Source organism: Streptomyces subrutilus (assembly GCF_001746425.1).
Taxonomy (GTDB): domain Bacteria; phylum Actinomycetota; class Actinomycetes; order Streptomycetales; family Streptomycetaceae; genus Streptomyces; species Streptomyces subrutilus_A.
Genome location: NZ_MEHK01000001.1, coordinates 5,515,441 through 5,539,783 on the forward strand (window position 1 = coordinate 5,515,441; position 24,343 = coordinate 5,539,783).

At 73.7% G+C, this 24,343-nt stretch carries 5 protein-coding genes and 4 pseudogenes; all 9 read left to right on the forward strand.

Annotated elements, in window-relative coordinates:
* Window positions 1-29: 29 nt before the first annotated feature.
* Complete coding sequence (locus tag BGK67_RS41235) at window positions 30-2,411, forward strand: type I polyketide synthase (RefSeq protein WP_069922301.1); 2,382 nt, start codon at window positions 30-32, stop codon at window positions 2,409-2,411.
* Window positions 2,294-7,297, forward strand: coding sequence for a type I polyketide synthase (locus BGK67_RS40150; RefSeq protein ID WP_432215481.1), 5,004 nt, complete (start codon window positions 2,294-2,296; stop codon window positions 7,295-7,297). The genes BGK67_RS41235 and BGK67_RS40150 overlap by 118 nt, the downstream gene beginning before the upstream one ends.
* Window positions 7,254-10,904 (forward strand): SDR family NAD(P)-dependent oxidoreductase, encoded by a 3,651-nt coding sequence (locus BGK67_RS40985; RefSeq protein ID WP_167739594.1) that lies wholly within the window; start codon window positions 7,254-7,256, stop codon window positions 10,902-10,904. Before BGK67_RS40150 ends, BGK67_RS40985 begins: the two co-directional genes overlap by 44 nt.
* A 204-nt stretch (window positions 10,905-11,108) precedes the next feature.
* A pseudogene (locus tag BGK67_RS25765) lies at window positions 11,109-16,643 on the forward strand (type I polyketide synthase); the annotation flags it as partial.
* Between the two features lie 52 nt (window positions 16,644-16,695).
* Window positions 16,696-22,941, forward strand: a complete 6,246-nt coding sequence (locus tag BGK67_RS40155) for a type I polyketide synthase (RefSeq protein WP_244291307.1) — start codon at window positions 16,696-16,698, stop codon at window positions 22,939-22,941.
* Window positions 22,938-23,337 (forward strand): annotated as a pseudogene (locus BGK67_RS40990) (hypothetical protein). The gene BGK67_RS40155 and the pseudogene BGK67_RS40990 overlap by 4 nt, the downstream one beginning before the upstream one ends.
* 2 nt (window positions 23,338-23,339) lie before the next feature.
* Window positions 23,340-23,879, forward strand: a complete 540-nt coding sequence (locus tag BGK67_RS40995) for an acyltransferase domain-containing protein (RefSeq protein ID WP_347878457.1) — start codon at window positions 23,340-23,342, stop codon at window positions 23,877-23,879.
* Window positions 23,879-23,929, forward strand: a pseudogene (locus BGK67_RS41000) (hypothetical protein); the annotation flags it as partial. The gene BGK67_RS40995 and the pseudogene BGK67_RS41000, both read left to right, overlap by 1 nt.
* 106 nt (window positions 23,930-24,035) lie before the next feature.
* A pseudogene (locus tag BGK67_RS41005) lies at window positions 24,036-24,296 on the forward strand (acyltransferase domain-containing protein); the annotation flags it as partial.
* Window positions 24,297-24,343 lie beyond the last annotated feature (47 nt).

The following is a 24,343-nucleotide window of genomic DNA, read 5'->3' on the forward strand; positions in this document are numbered from 1 at the left end:
GAAACCGTTGAAATGATTGGGGCAAATACGTGAGTGCGTCGTATGAAAAGGTCGTCCAGGCGCTGAGGAAGTCGCTCGAAGAGGTCGGCTCGCTGAAGAAGCAGAACCGCCGGCTGCTCGACGCTTCCCGCGAGCCGATCGCCATCGTGGGAATGGCCTGCCGCCTTCCCGGCGGCGTGGCGGGGCCGGATGACCTGTGGCGGCTGGTGTCCGAGGGCCAGGACGCGGTGACGTCCTTCCCCGAAGACCGCGGCTGGGACCTCGACGGACTGTTCGACCCGGACCCCGACCGTGCCGGTACCTCCTACACCGACAAGGGCGGATTCCTCCACGAGGCCGCGCAGTTCGACGCGGGCTTCTTCGGGATCTCGCCGCGCGAGGCCCTCGCCATGGACCCCCAGCAGCGGCTCCTGCTGGAGGCTTCCTGGGAGGCGCTGGAGCGGGCGGGTATCAACCCCGTCTCCTTGAAGGGCACCGATGTCGGCGTGTTCTCCGGCGTGTTCAGCCAGGGATACGTCGCCCCGGGGGCCAGCGTGGTGACGCCCGAACTGGAGGGCTTCGCGGGCACGGGCGGCTCGACGAGCGTGGCCTCGGGCCGGGTTTCCTACGTACTCGGCTTCGAGGGCCCCGCGGTGTCCGTGGACACGGCGTGCTCCTCCTCGCTCGTGGCGATGCACCTGGCCGCGCAGGCGCTGCGCCAGGGCGAGTGCTCGATGGCACTGGCCGGTGGCGCGACCGTACTCGCGTCGCCCGGAGTGTTCGCCGAGTTCTCCCGGCAGCGGGGCCTGGCCGCCGACGGGCGGTGCAAGGCCTTCGCGGACGGCGCGGACGGCACCGGCTGGGCCGAGGGCGTCGGTGTGGTGGTGCTGGAGCGGCTGTCGGTGGCGCGGGAGCGCGGCCACCGGGTGCTGGCGGTGCTGCGGGGCAGCGCGGTCAACCAGGACGGCGCGTCGAACGGCCTGACCGCCCCGAACGGCCCTTCGCAGCAGCGCGTGATCCGGGGAGCGCTGGCCAGCGCCGGGCTGGTCTCCGCCGACGTGGACGTGGTCGAGGCACACGGTACGGGTACGGCGCTGGGCGACCCGATCGAGGCGCAGGCCCTGCTGGCGACCTACGGTCAGGACCGCGATCCGGAACGGCCGCTGTGGCTCGGTTCGTTGAAGTCGAACATCGGCCACGCGCAGGCGGCTGCCGGTGTGGCCGGCGTGATCAAGATGGTGCAGGCGCTGCGGCACGGAGTGATGCCGCCCACGCTGCACGTGGACGCGCCGTCGAGCAAGGTCGACTGGTCCGCGGGTGCCGTGGAGCTGCTGACCGAGGCACGGCCCTGGCCGCAGAACGGCCGGCCGCGCCGGGCCGGTGTCTCCGCGTTCGGTGTCAGCGGCACGAACGCGCACCTGATCCTGGAGGAGGCGCCCGCCGAGGAGTCCGAGGCCGTCTCGGACGCGGCGGCGCCTGCCGGTGTGGTGCCGCTGGTCGTGTCGGCGGGGCCCCCCGGGTCGCTCGCGGCTCAGGCCGGGCGGCTGGCCGCGTGCCTCGAAGCCGACGGGGTACCGCCGGCGTCCGCGGCCGGAACACTCGCCACTGGGCGCGCGGTCTTCGGTGAGCGTGCGGTCGTGGTGGCCGAGTCCGGGGCGGAGGCGCTGGCAGGGCTTCGGGCGCTGGCGCGGGGCGAGAGCGCGGCGGGTGTGGTGTCCGGCTGTGCCGGGTCCGGTGCGCCGGGCAGGGTGGTGTGGGTGTTCCCGGGGCAGGGTTCGCAGTGGGCGGGCATGGGCCGTGAACTGCTGGATTCCTCCCCGGTGTTCGCGGAGCGGATCGCGGAGTGTGCGGCGGCTCTGGAGCCGTACGTGGACTGGTCGCTGCTTGAGGTGCTGCGCGGGGAGACCGAGCCCGAGCTCATGGAGCGCGTGGATGTCCTCCACCCCGCGAGTTTCGCGGTGATGGTGGGCCTTGCGGCGGTGTGGTCGTCCGTGGGCGTCAAGCCGGATGCGGTGCTGGGTCATTCGCAGGGTGAGATCGCGGCCGCGTGTGTGGCCGGCGCACTCTCCTTGGAGGATGCCGCCCGTGTGGTGGCGTTGCGCAGCCAGGCCATCGCCAAGGACTTGGCGGGGCGGGGCGGTATGGCGTCGGTGGCGCTGTCCGAGGACGAGGCCGTGGCGCGGATCGCGCCGTGGGCCGACCGTGTGGAGGTCGCGGCCGTCAACGGTCCGTCGTCGGTGGTGATCGCGGGTGACGCCGAGGCGCTGGACGAGGCCCTTGAGGCTCTGTCGGGGATGGAATCCGGGTCCGCCGGGTGGCGGTGGACTACGCCTCGCACACCCGCCATGTCGAGGACATCCGCGAGGCGCTCGCCGAGACGCTGGCCGGGATCGAGGCGCAGGCGCCGAAGGTGCCGTTCTACTCGACCGTGACCGGCGGTTGGATCGCGGACGCCGGGGTCCTGGACGGTGACTACTGGTACCGCAATCTCCGTGGCCAGGTGGGCTTCGGCCCGGCCGTGGCGGAGCTGCTCGGCCAGGGGCACGGGGTGTTCGTCGAGGTCAGTGCCCATCCGGTGCTGGTCCAGCCGATCACCGAGACCGTCGACACCACCGACACGCGCACCGATGCGCTGGTGACCGGTTCGCTGCGGCGCGAGGACGGCGGCCTGCGCCGGCTCCTCGCCTCGATGGCCGAGGTGTTCGTCCGCGGCGTGGAACTGGACTGGGCCGGAGTGCTGCCCGCCGGCGCGGCGTCCGCCCGCGTGGACCTGCCGACGTACGCCTTCGAGCACCAGCACTACTGGCTCCAGGCGACCGGCGCGGCAACCGACGCCGCGTCCCTGGGACAGGCGACGGCCGACCACCCGCTGCTGGGCGCGGTGGTGCAACTGCCGCAGTCCGACGGGCTCGTCTTCACCTCGCGGCTCTCCCTGCGCACGCACCCCTGGCTGGCCGACCACGCCGTCGGCGGCGTCGTCATCGTGCCGGGCACCGGACTGGTGGAGCTGGCCGTACGCGCCGGCGACGAGGCCGGCTGCGAGGTGCTGGAAGAGCTCGTCATCGAGGCCCCGCTGGTGGTGCCGGCGCACGGCGGTGTCCGCGTGCAGGTCGCGGTCGGTGCGCCGGGCGAGACCGGTGCCCGCCCGGTGGAGGTGTACTCCCAGCGCGAGGACGCCGCCGACGGGGACGGCGCGGACGCCTGGACGCGGCACGCCACCGGACTCCTGTCCGCCTCGTCGGCCGCACCGGCAGCGGGGCAGGCATTCGACTTCGCCGCATGGCCGCCGCTGGGGGCGCAGCCGGTCGAGATCGGGGACTTCTACGGCGACCTGGTCGAGCGCGGCTACGCGTACGGTCCGGCGTTCCAGGGCCTGCGGGCGGTGTGGCGGCGCGGCGACGAGGTGTTCGCCGAGGTCGCCCTGCCCGCGGAACTGGTCAAGGAAGCAGCCGAGTTCGGCATTCACCCCGCGCTGCTGGACGCCGCCCTGCAGGCCGGGACGGTCGGCGCCGGCGCGGCGGACGACCCCGGCGAGCCGGTGCTGGCCTTCGCCTGGAACGGGCTGGAGCTGCACGCCGCCGGTGCCTCGAGGCTGCGGGTGCGCGTCGCGCCGAACGGCCCGGACGCGCTGTCCTTCCAGGCCGCCGACGAGACCGGCGGCCCGGTCCTGACACTGGACTCGCTGGTGTCCCGGCCGGTGTCCGCCGAGCAGTTGGCGCGGCCGGCGGACACGGTCGTCGCCAACGCGCTGTTCCAGGTCGAGTGGAGCGAGCTGCCCCAGGTCGAGGACGCGGACCCGACGCTCGCGTGGGCGCCGGTGGCCACCGCCGAGGAAGTCGCCTCGCTGGCCGAAGGCGTGGCCGGATCGGGCCTGTCGCTGACTGCGGTCCTGGAGGCGGCAGGCGGCGACGACGCCGGCGAGGACGCGGTGCTCGCCCTGGCCTCCCGGGTGCTCGGGGTGCTGCAGACGTGGCTGGCCGCGCCCGGCCTGGAGGACTCCCGGCTGGTGGTGGCCACCCGGGGCGCGGTGCCCGCCGGTGACGGCGGGGTGACCGACCCGGCCGGAGCGGCGGTGTGGGGTCTGGTGCGCGCCGCCCAGACCGAGAGCCCCGACCGGATCATCCTGCTGGACATCGATCCCGCTGCCGAGGGCAGCACCGACTACGTGCTGGACGACATCCTCGGTTCGGTGCTGGCCTGCGGCGAGTCGCAGGTCGCGGTCCGCGGAGCGACCCTCTCCATACCCCGGTTCGCCCGCGCCGCCTCCCAGGCGCAGGACGCTCCCGCGGTCTTCGGGCCCGAGGGGACCGTCCTGGTCTCGGGTGCCGGATCGCTGGGCTGTGTCGTGGCCCGGCACCTGGTCTCCCGCCACGGCGTACGGCACCTGGTCCTGGCCAGTCGTCAGGGTCCGGACACCGAGGGCATGCGGGAGCTGCTCGCCGAGCTCACCGAGCAGGGTGCCGCCGTGTCGGCGGTGGCCTGTGACGTGTCCGACCGTGACCAGGTCGAGGCCTTGCTGGCCTCCGTACCGGCCGAGCACCGCCTCACCGGTGTCGTGCACACCGCCGGTGTGTTCGATGACGGGTTGATCGGGGCGCTGACGCCGCAGCGGCTGGCGGGCGTGTTCGCACCCAAGGTGGACGCCGTACGGCACCTCGACGACCTGACCCGTCACCTGGACCTCGACGCGTTCATCGTGTTCTCGTCCGTCGCGGGCCTGTCCGGCGGCGCCGGCCAGGGCAACTACTCCGCGGCGAACGCCTTCCTCGACGGACTCATGGCCCACCGCCGGGCGGCGGGCCTGCCGGGCCTCTCGCTGGCATGGGGCCTGTGGGAGCAGAGCCTCGGCATGGCCTCGCACCTCAGTGCCGTAGACCAGGCGCGTGCCAGCCGCAGCGGCGTCCTGGAGATCTCCGCGGCGGAGGGAATGGAGCTGTTCGATGCCGCCGCGGTGTCCGGGCAGGCCCTGCTGGTGCCGGTCAAGCTGGACCTGAAGGCGGTACGCGCCGACGCGGCCGCCGGGCGGGGAGTGCCGCACCTGCTGCGCGGCCTGGTCCGCACGGGCCGGCAGCAGGCGCAGGCGGGTGGCACCGCCGACCAGGGCCCGCAGCTCTCCGACCGGCTGGCCGGACTCGGTGCGGCCGAACAGGAGGCGCTGCTGCTGGAGCTGGTGCGGGCGCAGGCCGCGGTCGTGCTCGGGCACAGCGGGCCGGGCGGTGTGCGGCCGGAGATGGCGTTCAAGGACGCCGGGTTCGATTCGCTCACCTCGGTCGAGCTGCGCAACCGGGTGCGCGAGGCGACGGGTCTGAAGCTCCCCGCCACGCTGGTATTCGACTACCCCACCCCGCTCGCCCTGGCCCGCTACCTCCTCGAGGAGTTCGGCGACGCGGCGCCGGCGCCGGTGGCAGCGGCGGCCGTCACGGGCGACGCGACGGAACCGATCGCGATCGTCGGGATGGCGTGCCGCCTGCCCGGCGGCGTGGCGGATCCCGAGGACCTGTGGCGGATGGTGTGCGAGGGCCGGGACGCGGTGTCGTCCTTCCCCGACGACCGGGGCTGGGACCTGGAGCGCCTGTTCGACCTGGACGCCGACCGCGCGGGCACCTCCTACACCGACCAGGGCGGCTTCCTCCAGGGCGCCGGCCAGTTCGACGCGGGGTTCTTCGGGATCTCGCCGCGCGAGGCCCTCGCCATGGACCCCCAGCAGCGGCTCCTGCTGGAAACCTCCTGGGAGGCGCTGGAGGGGACCGGCACCGACCCGTTCTCGCTGAAGGGCACCGACGTCGCCGTGTTCTCCGGCGTGTCCAGCCAGGGCTACGGCACCGGTGAGATCGCGCCGGAAGTCGAGGGCTTCGCGGGTACCGGGCTGGCGCCGAGCGTGGCGTCGGGCCGCGTGTCGTACGTGTTCGGCTTCGAGGGCCCCTCGGTGTCGGTGGACACGGCGTGCTCGTCCTCGCTGGTGGCGATGCACCTGGCCGTGCAGTCGCTGCGCCAGGGAGAGTGCTCGATGGCACTGGCCGGCGGCGCGATGGTCATGGCCCACCCCGGCGCGTTCCTGGCGTTCTCCCGGCAGCGGGGCCTCGCCGCCGACGGGCGGTGCAAGGCCTTCGCGGACGGCGCGGACGGCATGGGGCTGGCCGAGGGCGTCGGTGTGGTGGTGCTGGAGCGGCTGTCGGTGGCGCGGGAGCGCGGCCACCAGGTCCTGGCCGTCATCCGCAGCAGCGCCGTCAACCAGGACGGCGCGTCCAACGGCCTGACCGCCCCGAGCGGGCCGTCGCAGCAGCGGGTCATCCGCAAGGCGCTGGCCACGGCCGGTCTCACCCCGTCCGATGTGGACGTGGTGGAGGGGCACGGAACCGGTACGGCTCTGGGCGACCCGATCGAGGCGCAGGCGCTGCTGGCGACCTACGGCAAGGGCCGGAACCCGGAGCGGCCGCTGTGGCTGGGCTCCTTGAAGTCGAACATCGGCCACACCCAGGCGGCGGCCGGTGTGGCGAGTGTGATCAAAATGGTCCAGGCACTGCGCCACGGCGTCATGCCTCCCACCCTGCACGTGGAGAAGCCCACCACCGAGGTGGACTGGACGGCGGGTGCGGTGGAGTTGCTGACCGAGGCGCGGGAGTGGCCGCAGTACGGTGGCAAGCCGCGCCGGGCCGGTGTGTCCGGGTTCGGTGTCGGTGGCACGAACGCGCACCTGATCCTGGAAGAGGCGCCCGCCGAAGAGTCCGAGGCCGTCCCGGAGGTGGCGGCGCCCGCCGGTGTGGTGCCGCTGGTGGTCTCCGCGCGCAGTGCCGGTTCGCTGGCCGGTCAGGCCGGCCGGCTGGCGGCACTGGTCCAGGACGCTGACGGGGTGTCGTACGCGGACGTCGCCGGAACCCTGGCTTCAGGCCGGGCGGTCTTCGGTGAGCGTGCGGTCGTGGTGGTCGAGTCCGGCGAGGAGGCACTGGCAGGACTCCGGGCGCTGGCGCGGGGGGAGAGCGCGCCCGGTGTCGTGACGGGCAGCGCCGGTGCGCATGCGCCGGGCAGGGTGGTGTGGGTGTTCCCGGGGCAGGGTTCGCAGTGGGCGGGCATGGGCCGTGAACTGCTGGACAGCTCCCTGGTGTTCGCGGAGCGGATCGCGGAGTGTGCGGCGGCTTTGGAGCCGTACGTGGACTGGTCGCTGATCGACGTGCTGCGCGGCGAGAGCGCCCCCGAGCTCATCGAGCGCGTGGACGTTCTTCAGCCGGCGAGTTTCGCGGTGATGGTGGGCCTGGCGGCGGTCTGGGAGTCGGTCCGTGGGCGTCAAGCCCGATGCGGTGCTGGGCCACTCGCAGGGTGAGATCGCCGCCGCGTGTGTGGCCGGCGCGCTCTCGCTCCAGGACGCCGCCCGCGTGGTGGCGTTGCGCAGCCAGGCCATCGCCAAGGACCTTGCAGGTCGGGGCGGGATGGCTTCGGTCGCGCTGTCCGAGGACGAGGCCGTGGCGCGGATCGCTCCGTGGGCGGACCGGGTGGAGGTCGCGGCCGTCAACGGCCCGTCCTCCGTGGTGGTCGCCGGTGACGCCGAGGCGCTGGACGAGGCGCTCGAGGCGCTGTCGGCCGAGGGCGTCCGGGTCCGTCGCGTCGCGGTCGACTACGCCTCCCACACCCGGCACGTCGAGGACGTCCGCGAGGTGCTCGCCGAGGCGCTGGCCGGGATCGCTGCTCAGGCGCCGGAGGTGCCGTTCTACTCGACCGTGACCGGCGGTTGGATCGCGGACGCCGGGGTCCTGGACGGCGACTACTGGTACCGCAATCTCCGTGGCCAGGTGGGCTTCGGCCCGGCCGTGGCGGAGCTGCTCGACCAGGGGCACGGGGTGTTCGTCGAGGTCAGTGCCCACCCGGTGCTGGTCCAGCCGATCACCGAGACCGCCGACCACGCCGACACCGATGTCGTCGTGACCGGTTCGCTGCGCCGTGAGGACGGCGGCTTGCGCCGGTTCCTCGCCTCGATGGCCGAGGTGTTCGTCCGCGGCGTGGATCTGGACTGGGCCGAGGTGCTGCCCGCCGGAACGGCCTCCCGGCGCGTGGAGCTGCCGACGTACGCCTTCGACCACGAGCACTACTGGCTCCAGCTGGCCGACTCGGCAACCGACGCCGCGTCCCTGGGCCAGGTGACGGCCGATCACCCGCTGCTGGGCGCGGTGGTGCAACTGCCGCAGTCCGACGGGCTCGTCTTCACCTCACGGCTCTCGCTGCGCACGCACCCCTGGCTGGCCGACCACAGGGTCGCAGACACGGTGCTCCTCCCCGGTACCGCGTTGGTGGAGCTGGCGGTCCGCGCCGGCGACGAGGCCGGGTGCGGGGTCCTGGAAGAGCTCGTCACCGAGGCGCCGCTGGTGGTGCCCGAGCAGGGCGGCGTACGGGTGCAGGTCGCCGTCGGCGGACCGAACGCGACCGGCTCGCGCCCGGTGAACGTGTACTCGCTGCTTGAGGACCTGGCCGGGGAGGGTAGCGCGGACGTCTGGACGCGGCATGCCACCGGCCTCCTGTCGGACGCGCCCCTGACCCATGGAGCGGGACACGAGTTCGACTTCGCCGCGTGGCCGCCGGCCGGCGCGCAGCCGGTGGACATCAGCGCCGGCTACGAGCTGCTCGCACGGGTCGGGTACGCGTACGGGCCGACGTTTCAGGGCATGCGGGCGGTCTGGCAGCGCGGCGAGGAACTCTTCGCCGAAGTCGCCCTGCCCGAGGACCAGCGCAAGGAAGCCGGCCGGTTCGGCCTCCACCCGGCGCTGCTCGACGCGGCCTTGCAGGCCGGCATGTTCAGCAGTGCGGCGGACACCGCGTCGGAGGAATCCGGTGAGCCCGTGATGCCGTTCGCGTGGAACGGGCTCCAACTGCGTGCGGCGGGCGCCGCCGGCCTGCGCGTACGCGTGGCACCGAACGGTTCCGACGCACTGTCGATCCAGGCGGCCGACGAGACCGGCGGCCTCGTGATGACGCTGGACTCGCTGGTGCTGCGGCCGGTGGCCGTGGAGCAGTTCGACAAGCAGGCGGAATCGGCGCGGGCCGGCTCCCTGTTCCAGATCGAGTGGAGCGAACTGCTCCAGGCACAGGGCGTCGAGCCCGGGCAGTCGTGGGCACCGGTGGCCAACGCTGACGAGGTGGCGGCACTGGCCGAGGGGGCGACGGCCGCCGGAGTGTCCGTGGTGGCGGTCCTGGAGGCGGTCGGCGAAGACAAGGGCGGCGAGGACGCGGTCCTGGCCTTGACCTCCCGGGTGCTGGCGGCCGTGCAGGCATGGCTGGCCGGGCCCGGCGTGGAGGAGTCGCGGCTGGTCGTCGCGACCCGGGGCGCCGTGGCCGCGGACGAGAGCGCGGTGACCGACCCGGCCGGTTCGGCGGTGTGGGGTCTGGTGCGTGCCGCCCAGGCCGAGAACCCCGACCGGATCATCCTGCTGGACACCGACCCCGCCGCCGAAGGCGGTACGGATGCGGTACTGGACTCGGTCCTGGCCTCGGTCGTGGCCTCCGGCGAACCGCAGGTCGCGGTCCGTGGCACGGCCCTGTCGGTGCCCCGGCTCGTCCGGGCCGCCGATCGGGCCCCGGACGTTCCGGTGGTGTTCGGGCCGGAAGGGACCGTGCTGGTCTCGGGTGCCGGCTCGCTGGGTGAACTGGTGACCCGGCACCTCGTCTCCCGGCACGGCGTACGGCACCTGGTGCTGGCCAGCCGTCGGGGCCCGGACGCGGAGGGTGTGGCGGAGCTCGTCGCCGATCTCACCGCTCAGGGCGCGGCCGTGTCGGTGGTGGCCTGTGACGTGTCCGACCGCGGCCAGGTCGAGGCCCTGCTGGCCTCCGTACCGGCCGAACACCCCCTGACGGGCGTCGTGCACACCGCCGGTGTCTTCCACCCGGGTGTGGTCGGGACGTTGACCCCGGAGCAGCTCGCGGGCGTCTTCGCACCCAAGGTGGACGCGGTGCGCCACCTCGACGAGCTGACGCGGGCCCTGGACCTGGACGCCTTCATCGTCTACTCCTCCGCCTCCTCCGTCTTCATGGGAGCCGGCAGCGGCGGTTACGCGGCGGCCAACGCCTTCCTGGACGGCTTGATGGCCGGCCGCCGGGCGGCGGGCCTGCCGGGTCTCTCGCTGGCCTGGGGCCCGTGGGAGCAGGTCACCAACATGGCGACCAACATCGACGACCTCACCAAGACCGCGATGAGCCGTCGTGAGGGGCGTGGCGGAGTCCAGGCACTCGGGTCCGCGGAGGGCATGGAGCTCTTCGACGCCGCCCTCGGGTCCGGGCAGGCCCTGCTGGTGCCGGTCAGGCTGGACCTCAAGGGCGTGCGCGCCGACGCCGCGACCGGCGGCGGCATACCGCACCTGCTGCGCGGCCTCGTACCGGCCGCCCGACAGCAGGCACGGGCCGGCGCCACCGGCGCCGAGTCCGGCCGGCAACTGTCCGACCGGCTCGCCGGACTCACCTCGGCGGACCAGGAGGCGCTGCTCGTCGAGCTGGTGCGGGCGCAGGCCGCGGTCGTGCTCGGGCACACCGGACCTGGCGGTGTCCGGCCGGAGACGGCGTTCAAGGACGCCGGGTTCGATTCGCTCACCTCGGTCGAGCTGCGCAACCGGGTGCGCGAGGCGACGGGTCTGAAGCTCCCCGCCACGCTGGTCTTCGACTACCCCACCCCGCTCGCCCTCGCCCGCTACCTGCGCGAGGAGTGCGGTGTCGAGGAGGCATCGCCCGCCGATCCGGTCCTGGCCGGTCTCGCCGGTCTGGAGGCGGCGATCGAGTCCGCGGCGTCCGACGGGGACGCACGCGACCGCATCACCGGCCGTCTGCGGGAGCTGCTGAAGGCGGCCGAGGCAGCGGGCGCGGCGGCGCCCGGAACCGAGGAAACGTCCAACGCGGACCTCGAAACCGCCAACGACGAAGAGCTGTTCGCGATCTTCGACCAGCTCGGCTGACCCGGATCCGTACGGCCGGGCCCCGTGGGCCCGGCCGTACTCCGGATACCCGTGCCGGACACGAGCCGGGCTGTAGTGCCGCGGCTGAACCTGGGGTTCCCGCGCATTTTCGGTTGACCCCCCTCAGTAATCGCTCACATCACGATCTCCTTGGAGCTGAATCCAGTGGCTGACGAGGCACAACTCCGCGACTACCTCAAGAGGGCCATCGCCGACGCTCGCGATGCCCGCAAGCGGCTGCACGAGGTCGAGGACCAGGCGCGCGAGCCGATCGCCATCGTCTCCATGGCGTGCCGCTACCCCGGCGGGGTGTCCTCGCCCGAGGACCTGTGGAAGCTGGTCGCCGACGGGGTGGACGCCGTCTCCGACTTCCCCGACGACCGGGGCTGGGACCTCGAAGCGCTGGTCGACCCGGACCCCGACCAGGCGGGCACCTCGTACAGCGATCAGGGCGGCTTCCTCCAGGGCGCGGGCGGGTTCGACGCGGGGTTCTTCGGGATCTCGCCGCGCGAGGCCCTCGCCATGGACCCCCAGCAGCGACTGCTGCTGGAGACCTCCTGGGAGGCGCTGGAACGGGCGGGCATCGACCCGTTCTCGCTCAAGGGAACCGATGTCGGCGTGTTCTCCGGGGTGTCCACGCAGGGCTATGGCGCCGGCGCCGGTGTGGTGCCGCCCGAGGTGGAGGGATTCGCCGGTACGGGGGCGGCGACGTGCGTGGCGTCCGGCCGGGTGTCGTACGTCTTCGGCTTCGAGGGGCCGTCGGTCTCGCTGGACACCGGGTGTTCGTCGTCGCTGGTGACGATGCACCTGGCCGTGCAGGCACTGCGGTCGGGTGAGTGCTCGATGGCGCTCGCCGGCGGCGTGATGGTGATGGCGACCCCCGGCTCCTTCCTGGCGTTCTCCCGGCAGCGGGGCCTGGCCGCCGACGGGCGGTGCAAGGCGTACGCGGACGGCGCGGACGGCATGGGGCTGGCCGAGGGCGTCGGTGTGGTCGTGTTGGAGCGGCTGTCGGTGGCGCGGGAGCGCGGGCACCGGGTGCTGGCGGTGCTGCGGGGCAGCGCCGTCAACCAGGACGGCGCGTCGAACGGCCTGACCGCCCCCAACGGCCCCTCGCAGCAGCGGGTCATCCGCAAGGCGCTCGCCGCTGCCGGCCTTTCGCCGTCCGATGTGGACGTGGTGGAGGGGCACGGAACCGGTACGGCGCTGGGCGATCCGATCGAGGCCCAGGCCCTGCTGGCGACCTACGGCAAGGGCCGCGACCCGGAACAGCCGCTGTGGCTCGGCTCGTTGAAGTCGAACATCGGGCACACCCAGGCGGCCGCGGGCGTGGCCAGTGTGATCAAGATGGTCCAGGCGATGCGCCACGGCGTGATGCCGGCCACGCTGCACGTGGACGAGCCCTCGAAGCAGGTGGACTGGACGACGGGCGCCATCGAGCTGCTGACCGAGGCGCGGGAATGGCCGCGCAACGGCCGTCCGCGGCGCGTCGGGGTCTCCTCGTTCGGCGTCAGCGGGACGAACGCGCACCTGATCCTGGAGGAGGCGCCCGCCGAGGAGTCCGAGGCCGTCCCGGAGGTGGCGGCGCCCGCCGGTGTGGTGCCGCTGGTGGTGTCGGCGCGGACGGAGGAGTCGCTCGCGACTCAGGCCGGGAGGCTGGCGGCACTGGTCGAGGACGCCGACGACGTGTCGTACGCGGACGTCGCCGGAGCCCTGGCCTCAGGCCGGGCGGTCTTCGCCGAGCGTGCGGTCGTGGTGGCCGAGTCCGGCGCGGAGGCGCTGGCAGGGCTTCGGGCGCTGGCGCGGGGCGAGAGCGCGGCGGGTGTGGTGTCCGGCAGTGCCGGGGCCGGTGCGCCGGGCAAGGTGGTGTGGGTGTTCCCGGGGCAGGGTTCGCAGTGGGCGGGCATGGGACGTGAACTGCTCGACAGCTCCCTGGTGTTCGCGGAGCGGATCGCGGAGTGCGCGGCGGCTTTGGAGCCGTACGTGGACTGGTCGCTGATCGAGGTGCTGCGCGGCGAGACCGAGCCCGAGCTCATGGAGCGCGTCGACGTGCTCCAGCCGGCGAGCTTCGCCGTGATGGTGGGCCTGGCAGCCGTGTGGTCGTCCGTGGGCGTCAAGCCCGATGCGGTGTTGGGCCATTCGCAGGGTGAGATCGCGGCCGCGTGTGTGGCGGGTGCGCTCTCGCTCCAGGACGCGGCGCGTGTGGTGGCGTTGCGCAGCCAGGCCATTGCCAAGGATCTGGCGGGTCGCGGCGGTATGGCGTCGGTGGCGCTGTCCGAGGACGAGGCCGTGGCGCGGATCGCTCCGTGGGCCGCCCGTGTGGAGGTGGCGGCCGTCAACGGCCCGTCCTCCGTGGTGGTCGCCGGTGACGCCGAGGCGCTGGACGAGGCGCTCGAGGCGCTGTCGGGCGAGGGCGTCCGGGTCCGTCGCGTCGCGGTCGACTACGCCTCCCACACCCGGCACGTCGAGGACATCCGCGAGGTGCTCGCCGAGGCACTGGCCGGGATCACTGCGCAGGCGCCGAAGGTGCCGTTCTACTCCACGGTCACCGGTACGTGGGTCGAGGAGGCCGACGTCCTCGACGGCGGCTATTGGTACCGCAACCTGCGGGGCCGGGTGGGCTTCGGTCCGGCCGTGGCCGACCTCATGGGTCAGGGTCACGGGGTGTTCGTGGAGGTCAGTGCCCATCCGGTGCTGGTCCAGCCGATCACCGAGACCGCCGACACCACCGGTACCGATGTCGTCGTGACGGGTTCGCTGCGCCGCGAGGACGGCGGCTTGCGTCGGTTCCTCGCCTCGATGGCCGAGGTGTTCGTCCGCGGGGTTGAGCTGGACTGGGCCCGGGTGCTGCCCGTCGGCGCGGCGTCCGCGCGCGTGGACCTCCCGACGTACGCCTTCGACCACCAGCACTACTGGCTCCAGGCGACCGAGTCGGCCACCGACGCCGCGTCCTTGGGACAGGCCAAGGTCGACCACCCGCTGCTGGGCGCGGTGGTGCAGCTGCCGCAGTCCGACGGGCTGGTCTTCACCTCAAGGCTCTCGCTGCGCACGCACCCCTGGCTGGCCGACCACGCGATCGGCGGCCTGATGCTCGCCCCGGGTACGGGGCTGGTGGAGCTGGCCGTCCGCGCCGGCGACGAGGTCGGCTGCGGGGTCCTGGAAGAGCTCGTGATCGAAGCGCCGATGGTGGTGCCCGAGCACGGCGGTGTCCGGGTCCAGGTCGCGGTGGGCGCACCGAACGCGACCGGCTCGCGCCCGGTGGAGGTGTACTCCCAGCGCGAGGACGCGGCCGGCGAGGGCGGCGCGGAGGCGTGGACGCGGCACGCCACCGGACTGTTGTCGGCCTCGCCCGCGACGCGCGGACCGGGACCGGACTTCGACTTCGCCGCCTGGCCGCCGCCCGGTGCCCAGCCGGTCGAGGTGGATCCCGTCGGGTTCTACGACGGGCTGCGCGAGCGCGGCGTCGCGTACGGCCCGTCCTTCCAGGGGCTGCGGGCGGTGTGGCGGCGCGGCGACGAGGTCTTCGCCGAGGTCGCCCTGCCCGAGGAACAGCGCAAGGAAGCCGGCGCGTTCGGCCTCCACCCGGCGCTGCTGGACGCGGCCCTGCAGGCGGCGACGTTCCGCCCCACGGCGGGCACGTCGGAGGAGGAGACCGGGGGCCCGGTGCTGGCCTTCGCCTGGAACGGGCTGGAACTGCACGCCGCGGGCGCCTCGGCCCTTCGGGTACGCGTCGCGCCGAGCGGTCCGGACGCGCTGACGATCCAGACGGCCGACGAGGCCGGCGGCCTCGTGGTGACGCTGGACTCGCTGGTGTCCCGGCCGGTGTCCGCCGAGCAGCTGGAGACGGCCGCGGACGACACCGCCGCCAACTCGCTGTTCCAGGTCGACTGGACCGAGCTGACCCGGGTCCGGGACGGGGTGTCTTCGCCGGCGCCGGTGGCCGTGTCCACCGCCGAGGAGGTGGCCGCCCTGGCCGAGGGCGCCGCACCGGGCACGGGTGTGCCCGCGGTGGCGGTCCTGGAAGCGGTCGGCGGCCACGGGGAGGGCGCCGTCCTGGCGCTGACCTCGCGCGTCCTGGGGGCCGTGCAGGCGTGGCTGGCCGGGACCGGACCGGAGGAGTCGCGGCTGGTCGTCGTGACCCGGGGCGCGGTTCCCGCCGGCGGGGACGCCGCGGTCACCGACCCGGCCGGAGCGGCGGTCTGGGGTCTGGTGCGTGCCGCCCAGGCCGAGAACCCCGACCGGATCATCCTCGTGGACATCGACCCCGCCGCCGAGGAAGGCGTGGAGCCGGTGCTGGGTTCGGTACTGGCCTGCGGCGAGCCGCAGATCGCGGTGCGCGGAACCACCCTCTCCATACCCCGGCTCGCCCGGGCCGCCGATCGGGCCCCGGACGTTCCGGTGGTGTTCGGGCCGGAAGGGACCGTGCTGGTCTCTGGTGCCGGTTCGCTGGGTGAGCTGGTGACCCGGCACCTGGTCTCCCGCCACGGCGTACGGCACCTGGTGCTGGCCAGCCGTCGGGGCCCGGACGCGGAGGGTGTGGCGGAGCTCGTCGCCGATCTCACCGCTCAGGGCGCGGCCGTGTCGGTGGTGGCCTGTGACGTGTCCGACCGCGGCCAGGTCGAGGCCCTGCTGGCCTCCGTACCGGCCGAACACCCCCTGACCGCAGTCGTGCACACCGCCGGTGTCTTCGAGGCCGGACTGATCGAGTCGTTGACCCCGGAGCAGCTCGCGGGCGTCTTCGCACCCAAGGTCGACGCGGTGCGCCACCTCGACGACCTCACTCGGGGCATGGACCTGGACGCCTTCATCGTCTACTCCTCCGCCTCGTCCGTCTTCATGGGAGCCGGCAGCGCCGGTTACGGAGCGGCGAACGCCTTCCTCGACGGGCTGATGGCCAACCGCCGTGCGGCGGGCCTGCACGCCCTGTCCCTCTCCTGGGGGACGTGGGCGCACGCCACCAACATGACCACGCACCTCAGCACCGACGACCAGGCGCGGATGAGCCGGCGCGCGAACCGCGACGGAGTCGTGGCGCTCACCCCCGCGGAGGGCATGGAGCTGTTCGACGCCGCCGTGGTGTCCGCGCAGTCCCTTCTGGTCCCGGTCAAGCTGGACTTGAAGGGCGTGCGCGCCGGGGCGGCGGCCCGCGGCGGCGTACCGCACCTGCTGCGCGGCCTCGTACCGGCGGGCCGGCAGCAGGCACGGGCCGGAGCCGCCAAGGACGGGGAGCTGGTCCAGCGGCTCGCAGGACTCGCCGAAGCGGACCAGGAGGCCCTGCTCCTCGACCTGGTGCTCGGTCAGGCCGCGCTCGTGCTCGGCCACAGCGGGCCTGGCGGCGTCAAGGCGGAGACGGCGTTCAAGGATGTCGGCTTCGACTCGCTCACCTCGGTCGAGCTGCGCAACCGGGTGCGCGAGGCGACCGGCCTGAAGCTCCCCGCCACGCTGGTCTTCGACCACCCCACCCCGCTGACCCTCGCCCGCCACCTGCGCGACGCGCTCGGTGTCAGCGACGACGCGCTTTCCCGGGTGAACGCAAGGATCGAGGACATCGAGTCGCTGATCAGTGGAATGCGACTCGACGAATCCATGAAATCCGCTATCGGGCTTCGCCTTCAGGGCCTGGTGGCCAGGTGCAATGGAGTGCTGGAGAGCACGGACGGTTCCAAGGTGGCTGACCAACTGGAATCCGCGTCCGCCGATGAGATCTTCGACTTCATCGACGGTGAATTCGGACTCGTCTGACACCGGTTCAAGCCTTTGCGGTTCCACCACACCTTCGTAAGGACTTAAAAGAATGGCCACGGACGAAAAGCTCCTCAAGTACCTGAAGCGCGTCACGACCGAGCTGCACCACCTGAAGAAGCAGGGCTCGAGCCACGCTGACGAGCCGATCGCGATAGTCGGCATGGCCTGCCGCCTGCCGGGCGGTGTGGCGGGGCCGGGTGACTTGTGGCAGCTGGTGTCCGAGGGCCGGGACGCGGTGGCGGGGTTCCCCGAGGACCGGGGCTGGGAGCTGGACGGGCTGTTCCACCCGGATCCCGACCACCCGGGCACCTCGTACTGCGATCAGGGCGGGTTCCTGCGGGGGGCGGGGCAGTTCGACGCGGGGTTCTTCGGGATCTCGCCGCGCGAGGCCCTCGCCATGGACCCCCAGCAGCGGCTCCTGCTGGAGACCTCCTGGGAGGCGCTGGAGGGCGCCGGCATCGACCCCGTCTCGCTGAAGGGCACCGACGTCGGTGTGTTCTCCGGGGTGTGCAGCCAGGGCTACGGGTCCGGCGGCGGTGCCATCGCGCCCGAGCTGGAGAGCTTCACGGGGACGGGTGTGGCCCCCAGCGTGGCCTCCGGCCGGGTGTCGTACGTCTTCGGTTTCGAGGGGCCGGCCGTCACCGTGGACACGGCGTGTTCCTCCTCGCTGGTGGCCATGCACCTGGCAGCGCAGGCGCTGCGGGCCGGCGAGTGCTCGGTGGCGCTGGCCGGCGGCGCGATGGTGATGTCGACGCCGGGCACCTTCGTGGCGTTCTCCCGGCAGCGGGGCATGGCCGCCGACGGCCGGTGCAAGGCGTTCGCGGACGGCGCCAACGGCATGGGCCTGGCCGAGGGCGCGGGTGTGGTGGTGCTGGAGCGGCTGTCGGTGGCGCGGGAGCGCGGCCACCGGATCCTGGCGGTACTGCGTGCCAGTGCGGTCAACCAGGACGGCGCGTCCAACGGCCTGACCGCGCCGAACGGCCCCTCGCAGCAGCGGGTCATCCGCAAGGCGCTGGCCAGTGCCGGTCTGGTGGCCGCGGACGTGGACGTGGTCGAGGCACACGGTACGGGTACGGCACTGGGCGACCCGATCGAGGCGCAGGCACTGCTGGCCACCTACGGCCAGGGCCGCGACCCGGAACGGCCGCTGTGGCTGGGCTCGTTGAAGTCGAACATCGGCCACACGCAGGCGGCCGCGGGCGTGGCCAGTGTGATCAAGATGGTCGAGGCACTGCGCCACGGCGTGATGCCTCCCACCCTGCACGTGGAGACGCCCACCACCGAGGTGGACTGGACCGCGGGTGCGGTGGAGCTGCTGACCGAGGCGCGGCAGTGGCCGCAGAACGGTGACAAGCCGCGCCGGGCCGGCGTCTCCTCGTTCGGCATCAGCGGGACCAACGCGCACCTGATCCTCGAAGAGGCGCCCGCCGAGGAGGCCGAGAGCGTCTCGCCGGAGCAGGCGCCCGCCGGTGTGGTGCCGCTGGTGGTTTCCGCGCGCAGTGCCGGTTCGCTGGCCGGTCAGGCCGGACGGCTGGCGTCGCACCTGGAGTCGCGTGCTGCCGAGCTGTCGCTGCCGGGCGTGGCCGGGGCGCTGCTGTCGGGCCGCGCGGTCTTCGGTGACCGCGCGGTCGTGCTCGCCGAGTCCACGGAGGAGGCGGTGGCGCGGCTGGGTGCGCTGGCGCGCGGAGAGAGCGCGGCCGGTGTGGTCTCGGGCAGCGCTGCCGGTTCGGGCGCCCAGGGCAAGGCCGTGTGGGTGTTCTCGGGCCAGGGCTCGCAGCGCGTGGGCATGGGCCGGGAGCTGTACGCCCGGTATCCGCTCTTCGCGGAGGCACTGGACGAGGCGTGCGAGCAGCTGGACGCGTGCCTGGCCGGATGGGTCGACCACCCGGTGCGGGCTGTGGTTCTGGGCGAGGTGCCGGGCAGCGCCGCCCTGCTGGACCAGACCGTGTTCACGCAGGCGGGGCTCTTCGCGGTGGAGAGCGCGCTGTTCCGGCTGGTCGAGTCCTGGGGGGTGCGGCCGGACGCCGTGATCGGGCATTCGGTCGGTGAGATCACCGCCGCCTACGCGGCCGGTGCGCTGTCGTTGCGGGACGCGGCGCGGCTGGTCGCGACCCGGGGCCGGCTGATGCAGGCGCTGCCGCCCGGCGGCGCGATGGTGGCGGTGGCGGCCACCGAGGACGAGGTCGCCCCCCTGCTCGGTGAGGGCGTGGAGATCGCGGCGGTCAACGGCCCGTCCTCGATCGTCCTGTCCGGAGAGGAAGAGGTGGTCCTCGCCGCCGCCGACCGGATGCGGCAGCGGGGACACAAGACGAAGCGGCTCGCGGTCTCGCACGCGTTCCACTCCCTGCGGATGGAGCCGATGCTGGCCGAGTTCGCCGCGGAGCTCACCGCCGTCGAGTGGCAGGCGCCGGTGATCCCGGTGGTCTCCAACGTGACCGGGCGCCTGGCCGAGCCGGGCGAGCTCGCCGACCCGCAGTACTGGGCCGGGCACGTGCGGAGGCCCGTGCGGTTCGCCGAGGGCATCGCGGCCGCGGTGGAGTACGGCGGCACGCTGTTCGTGGAGATGGGGCCGAGCGGGGCGCTGACCGGCCTGGTCGAGGAGACGGCCGCCGCCGCGGGAGCCGAGGTCCTCTGCGTCGCGGCCCTGCGCGACAACCGCCCGGAGGAGCAGGCCCTGCTGACGGCGATGGCCGAGCTGTTCGTCCGCGGCGTGGAGCTGGACTGGGCCGGGGTGCTGCCCGCCGGCGCGGCGTCCGCCCGTGTGGACCTGCCGACGTACGCCTTCGAGCACCAGCACTACTGGCTCCGGACGGGCGGCGCGGCCACGGACGCCGCGTCCCTGGGACAGGCGACGGCCGATCACCCGCTGCTGGGCGCGGTGGTGCGCCTGCCGCAGTCCGACGGGCTGGTCTTCACCTCGCGGCTCTCGCTGCGGTCGCACCCGTGGCTGGCCGACCACGCCGTCGGCGGCGTCGTCATCGTGCCGGGCACCGGGCTGGTGGAGCTGGCCGTACGCGCCGGCGACGAGGCCGGCTGCGGCGTGCTGGAAGAGCTGGTCATCGAGGCACCGCTGGTTTTGCCCGAGCAGGGCGGCGTGCGGCTCCAGGTCGCGGTGGGCGCGGCGGGCGAGAACGGTGCGCGCACGGTGGAGGTGTACTCCCAGCGCGAGGACGCCGCCGACGGGGACGGCGCGGACGCCTGGACGCGGCACGCCACGGGCATGGTGTCGGCTGCCGGTCAGCCGGGCGGGCACGGTACCCGGTTCGACTTCGCGGCCTGGCCGCCGGCGGGCGCGCAGCCGGTCGAGGTCGGAGACTTCTACGGCGGTCTGGTCGAGCGCGGCTACGGGTACGGTCCGGCGTTCCAGGGCCTGCGGGCGGTGTGGCGGCGCGGCGAGGAGCTCTTCGCCGAGGTCGCCCTGCCCGAGGAACAGACGAAGGAGGCCGCCGAGTTCGGTATCCACCCCGCGCTGCTGGACGCCGCCCTGCACACGGGAATGTTCAGCACCCCGACGGGCGCGGCGGCCGAGGAGGCCGGCGAGGCGGTACTGCCGTTCGCGTGGAACGGGCTGGAACTGCACGCCGCGGGCGCCTCGGCGCTGCGGGTGCGGCTGGTGGCCGGTGGGCCCGGCGCCGTATCACTGCAGGCCGCGGACGAGACCGGCGGCCTGGTGGTGACGCTGGACTCGCTGGTGTCCCGCCCGGTGTCCGCCGAACAGCTGGGCGCCGCGGCCGACACGGCCGTCGCCGACTCGCTGTTCCAGGTGGAGTGGACCGAACTCGCTGCGGTTCAGAGGCCGGAGGTCTCGCCGGCGTCGGTGGCGGCGGTGGCCACCGCCGATGATGTGGCGGCGCTGGCCGACGGTGTCGCAGCGGGTGCCGGTGTGCCCGCGGTGGCGGTGCTGGAAGCGGTGGGCGGCGAGGGCGAGGACGCCGTACTGGCGCTGACCTCCCGCGTCCTGGGCGTCGTCCAGGCGTGGCTGGCCGGGAGCGGGCTGGAGGAGTCGCGGCTTCTCGTGGTGACGCGCGGGGCGGTCCCCGCCGGTGACGGCGCCGTGACCGACCCGGCCGGAGCTGCGGTCTGGGGTCTGGTGCGCGCCGCGCAGGCCGAGAACCCCGACCGGATCATCCTGATCGACACCGACCCGGCCACCGGCGAAGGAGCGGAGGCCGTCCTGGGTGCGGTGCTCAGCAGCGGCGAGCCCCAGATCGCCGTCCGCGGCGGGGCCCTGTCGGCTCCCCGGCTCATTCGTACGGCCGGTCCCGTCGTGGACGGCGCACCGGCGTTCGGGCCCGAGGGAACGGTCCTGATCACGGGCGGTACCGGTTCGCTCGGCGCTCTCGTGGCCCGGCACCTGGTCTCCCACCACGGCGTACGGCACCTGGTGCTGGCCAGCCGCCGGGGACCGGACGCGGAAGGTGCGGCGGAGCTGGTCCACGAACTCACCGAGCAGGGCGCCGCGGTGTCGGTGGTGGCCTGTGACGTGTCCGACCGTGACCAGGCGGCGGCCCTGGTGGCCTCCGTACCGGCCGAGCACCGCCTGACCGGTGTCGTCCACACCGCCGGTGTACTGGACGACGGCGTGATCGGAGCCCTGACGCCCGAGCGGCTGGCGGGCGTCTTCGCACCGAAGGTCGACGCGGTGCGCCACCTCGACGAGCTGACGCGGGGCCTGGACCTCGACGCGTTCATCGTGTTCTCGTCCGCCTCGGGCGTGTTCGGGTCCGCCGGTCAGGGCAACTACGCGGCGGCGAACGCCTTCCTGGACGGGCTGATGGCCCACCGCCGGGCGGCGGGCCTGCCGGGCCTGTCGCTGGCCTGGGGCCTGTGGGAGCAGACCACCGGCATGACCGCCGACCTCAGCGCCGTCGACCAGGCACGGATCAACCGTGGCGGTGCCCTGGCGATCACGGCGGTGGAGGGCATGGAGCTGTTCGACGCCGGCGCGGTGTCCGGGCAGGCACTGCTCGTCCCCATCAAGCTGGACCTGCGGGGAGCTCGGGCCGGGGCGGCGGCCGGCAGCGGGGTGCCGCACCTGTTGCGCAGCCTGGTCCGGGCGGGCCGGCAGCAGGCACGAGCGGGATCCGCCGACGACGGCGGGCTGGTCCGCCGGCTGGCCGGACTCGCTGCGGCCGAACAGGAGGCGCTGCTGCTGGAGCTGGTGCGGGCGCAGGCCGCGGTCGTGCTCGGGCACAGCGGGCCGGGCGGTGTGCGGCCGGAGATGGCGTTCAAGGACGCCGGGTTCGATTCGCTCACCTTCGATTCGCTCACCTCGGTCGAGCTGCGCAACCGGGTGCGCGAGGCGACGGGTCTGAAGCTCCCCGCCACGCTGGTATTCGACTACCCCACCCCGCTCGCCCTGGCCCGCTACCTCCTCGAGGAGTTCGGCGACGCGGCGACCGGTGCGTCCGAGGCGGCCGTGGCCGCCGTCGCGGATCCTGACGAGCCGATCGCGATCGTCGGGATGGCCTGCCGGCTGCCCGGCGATGTCACCGGTCCCGAGGACCTGTGGAGGCTGGTGCGCGAGGGGCGTGAGGGCATGTCCTCCTTCCCGGACGACCGGGGCTGGGACCTGGACGGTCTGTTCGACCCCGACCCGGACAGCGCGGGCACCTCGTACACCAGCCAGGGCGGCTTCGTACGGGGCGCGGGCCTCTTCGACGCGGGGTTCTTCGGGATCTCGCCGCGCGAGGCCCTCGCCATGGACCCCCAGCAGCGACTGCTGCTGGAAACCTCCTGGGAGGCGCTGGAAGGGGTCGGCATCGACCCGTTCCCCCTGAAGGGCACCGATGTCGGCGTGTTCGCGGGCGTGTCCAGCCAGGGCTACGGGGCCGGTGTGGTCGCACCGGAACTGGAAGGCTTCGCGAGCACCGGTACCGCGTCGAGCGTGGCCTCGGGCCGCGTCTCGTACGTGTTCGGCTTCGAGGGCCCTGCGGTCACGGTGGACACGGCGTGCTCCTCGTCCCTCGTGGCGATGCACCTGGCCGCGCAGGCGCTCCGGCAGGGCGAGTGCTCGATGGCGCTGGCCGGCGGCGCGACGGTCATGGCGACCCCCGTTTCCTTCGTGGAGTTCTCCCGGCAGCGGGGCCTGGCCGGAGACGGCCGCTGCAAGGCCTTCGCCGACGGCGCGGACGGCACCGGATGGGCCGAAGGCGTGGGTGGTGGTGCTGGAGCGGCTGTCGGTGGCGCGGGAGCGCGGCCACCAGGTCTGGCCGTGCTGCGCGGCAGCGCGGTCAACCAGGACGGCGCGTCGAACGGCCTGACCGCCCCAACGGCCCCTCGCAGCAGCGCGTGATCCGCAAGGCGCTGGCCACGGCCGGTCTCACCCCGTCCGATGTGGACGTGGTGGAGGGGCACGGAACCGGTACGGCGCTGGGCGACCCGATCGAGCGCAGGCGCTGCTGGCGACCTACGGCAAGGGCCGCGACCCGGAAGCCGCTGTGGCTGGCTCGTTGAAGTCGAACATCGGCCACACCCAGGCGGCCGCGGCGTGGCCAGTGTGATCAAGATGGTCCAGGCCATGCGCCACGGGGTCATGCCTCCCACGCTGCACGTGGACGAGCCCTCGAAGCAGGTGGACTGGACCGGGCGCCATCGAGCTGCTGACCGAGGCGCGGGAATGGCCGCACAACGGTCACCCGCGCCGCGGGCGTCTCCTCGTTCGGCATCAGCGGCACGAACGCGCACCTGATCCTGGAAGAGGCGCCCGCCGAAGGGCGAGCCGTCCCGGACGAGACGGTGCCCGCGGGTGTGGTGCCGCTGGTGGTCTCCGCCCGGAGCACCGGCTCCCTGGCCGGCCAGGCCGGCCGGCTGGCGGCCTTCGTCGAGGACGCCGACGGGCTGCCGCCGGCGGACATCGCCGGGGCGCTGGTGTCGAGCCGTGCGGTCTTCGGTGAGCGTGCGGTCGTGGTGGCCGAGTCCGGCGAGGAGGCACTGGCAGGACTCCGGGCGCTGGCGCGGGGCGAGAGCGCGGCGGGTGTGGTGTCCGGCAGTGCCGGGGCCGGTGCGCCGGGCAAGGTGGTGTGGGTGTTCCCGGGGCAGGGTTCGCAGTGGGCGGGCATGGGACGTGAACTGCTCGACAGCTCCCCGGTGTTCGCGGAGCGGATCGCGGAGTGCGCGGCGGCCTTGGAGCCGTACGTGGACTGGTCGCTGATCGACGTCCTGCGCGGGGAGACCGAGCCCGAGCTCCATGGAGCGGGTCGATGTCCTTCAGCCGGCGAGCTTCGCCGGTGATGGTGGGCCTGGCAGCCGTGTGGTCGTCCGTGGGCGTCAAGCCCGATGCGGTGCTGGGCCACTCGCAGGGTGAGATCGCCGCCGCCTGTGTGGCCGGCTGCGCTCTCGCTCCAGGACGCGGCGCGTGTGGTGGCGTTGCGCAGCCAGGCCATCGCCAAGGACCTTGCAGGTCGGGGCGGGATGGCTTCGGTCGCGCTGAGCGCGGACGAGGCCGTGGCGCGGATCGCTCCGTGGGCGGACCGGGTGGAGGTCGCGGCCGTCAACGGCCCGTCCTCCGTGGTGGTCGCCGGTGACGCCGAGGCGCTGGACGAGGCGCTCGAGGCCCTGTCGGGCGAGGGTGTCCGGGTCCGTCGCGTCGCGGTCGACTACGCCTCCCACACCCGGCACGTCGAGGACGTCCGCGAGGTGCTCGCCGAGGCGCTGGCCGGGATCGGGGCACAGGCTCCGAAGGTGCCGTTCTTCTC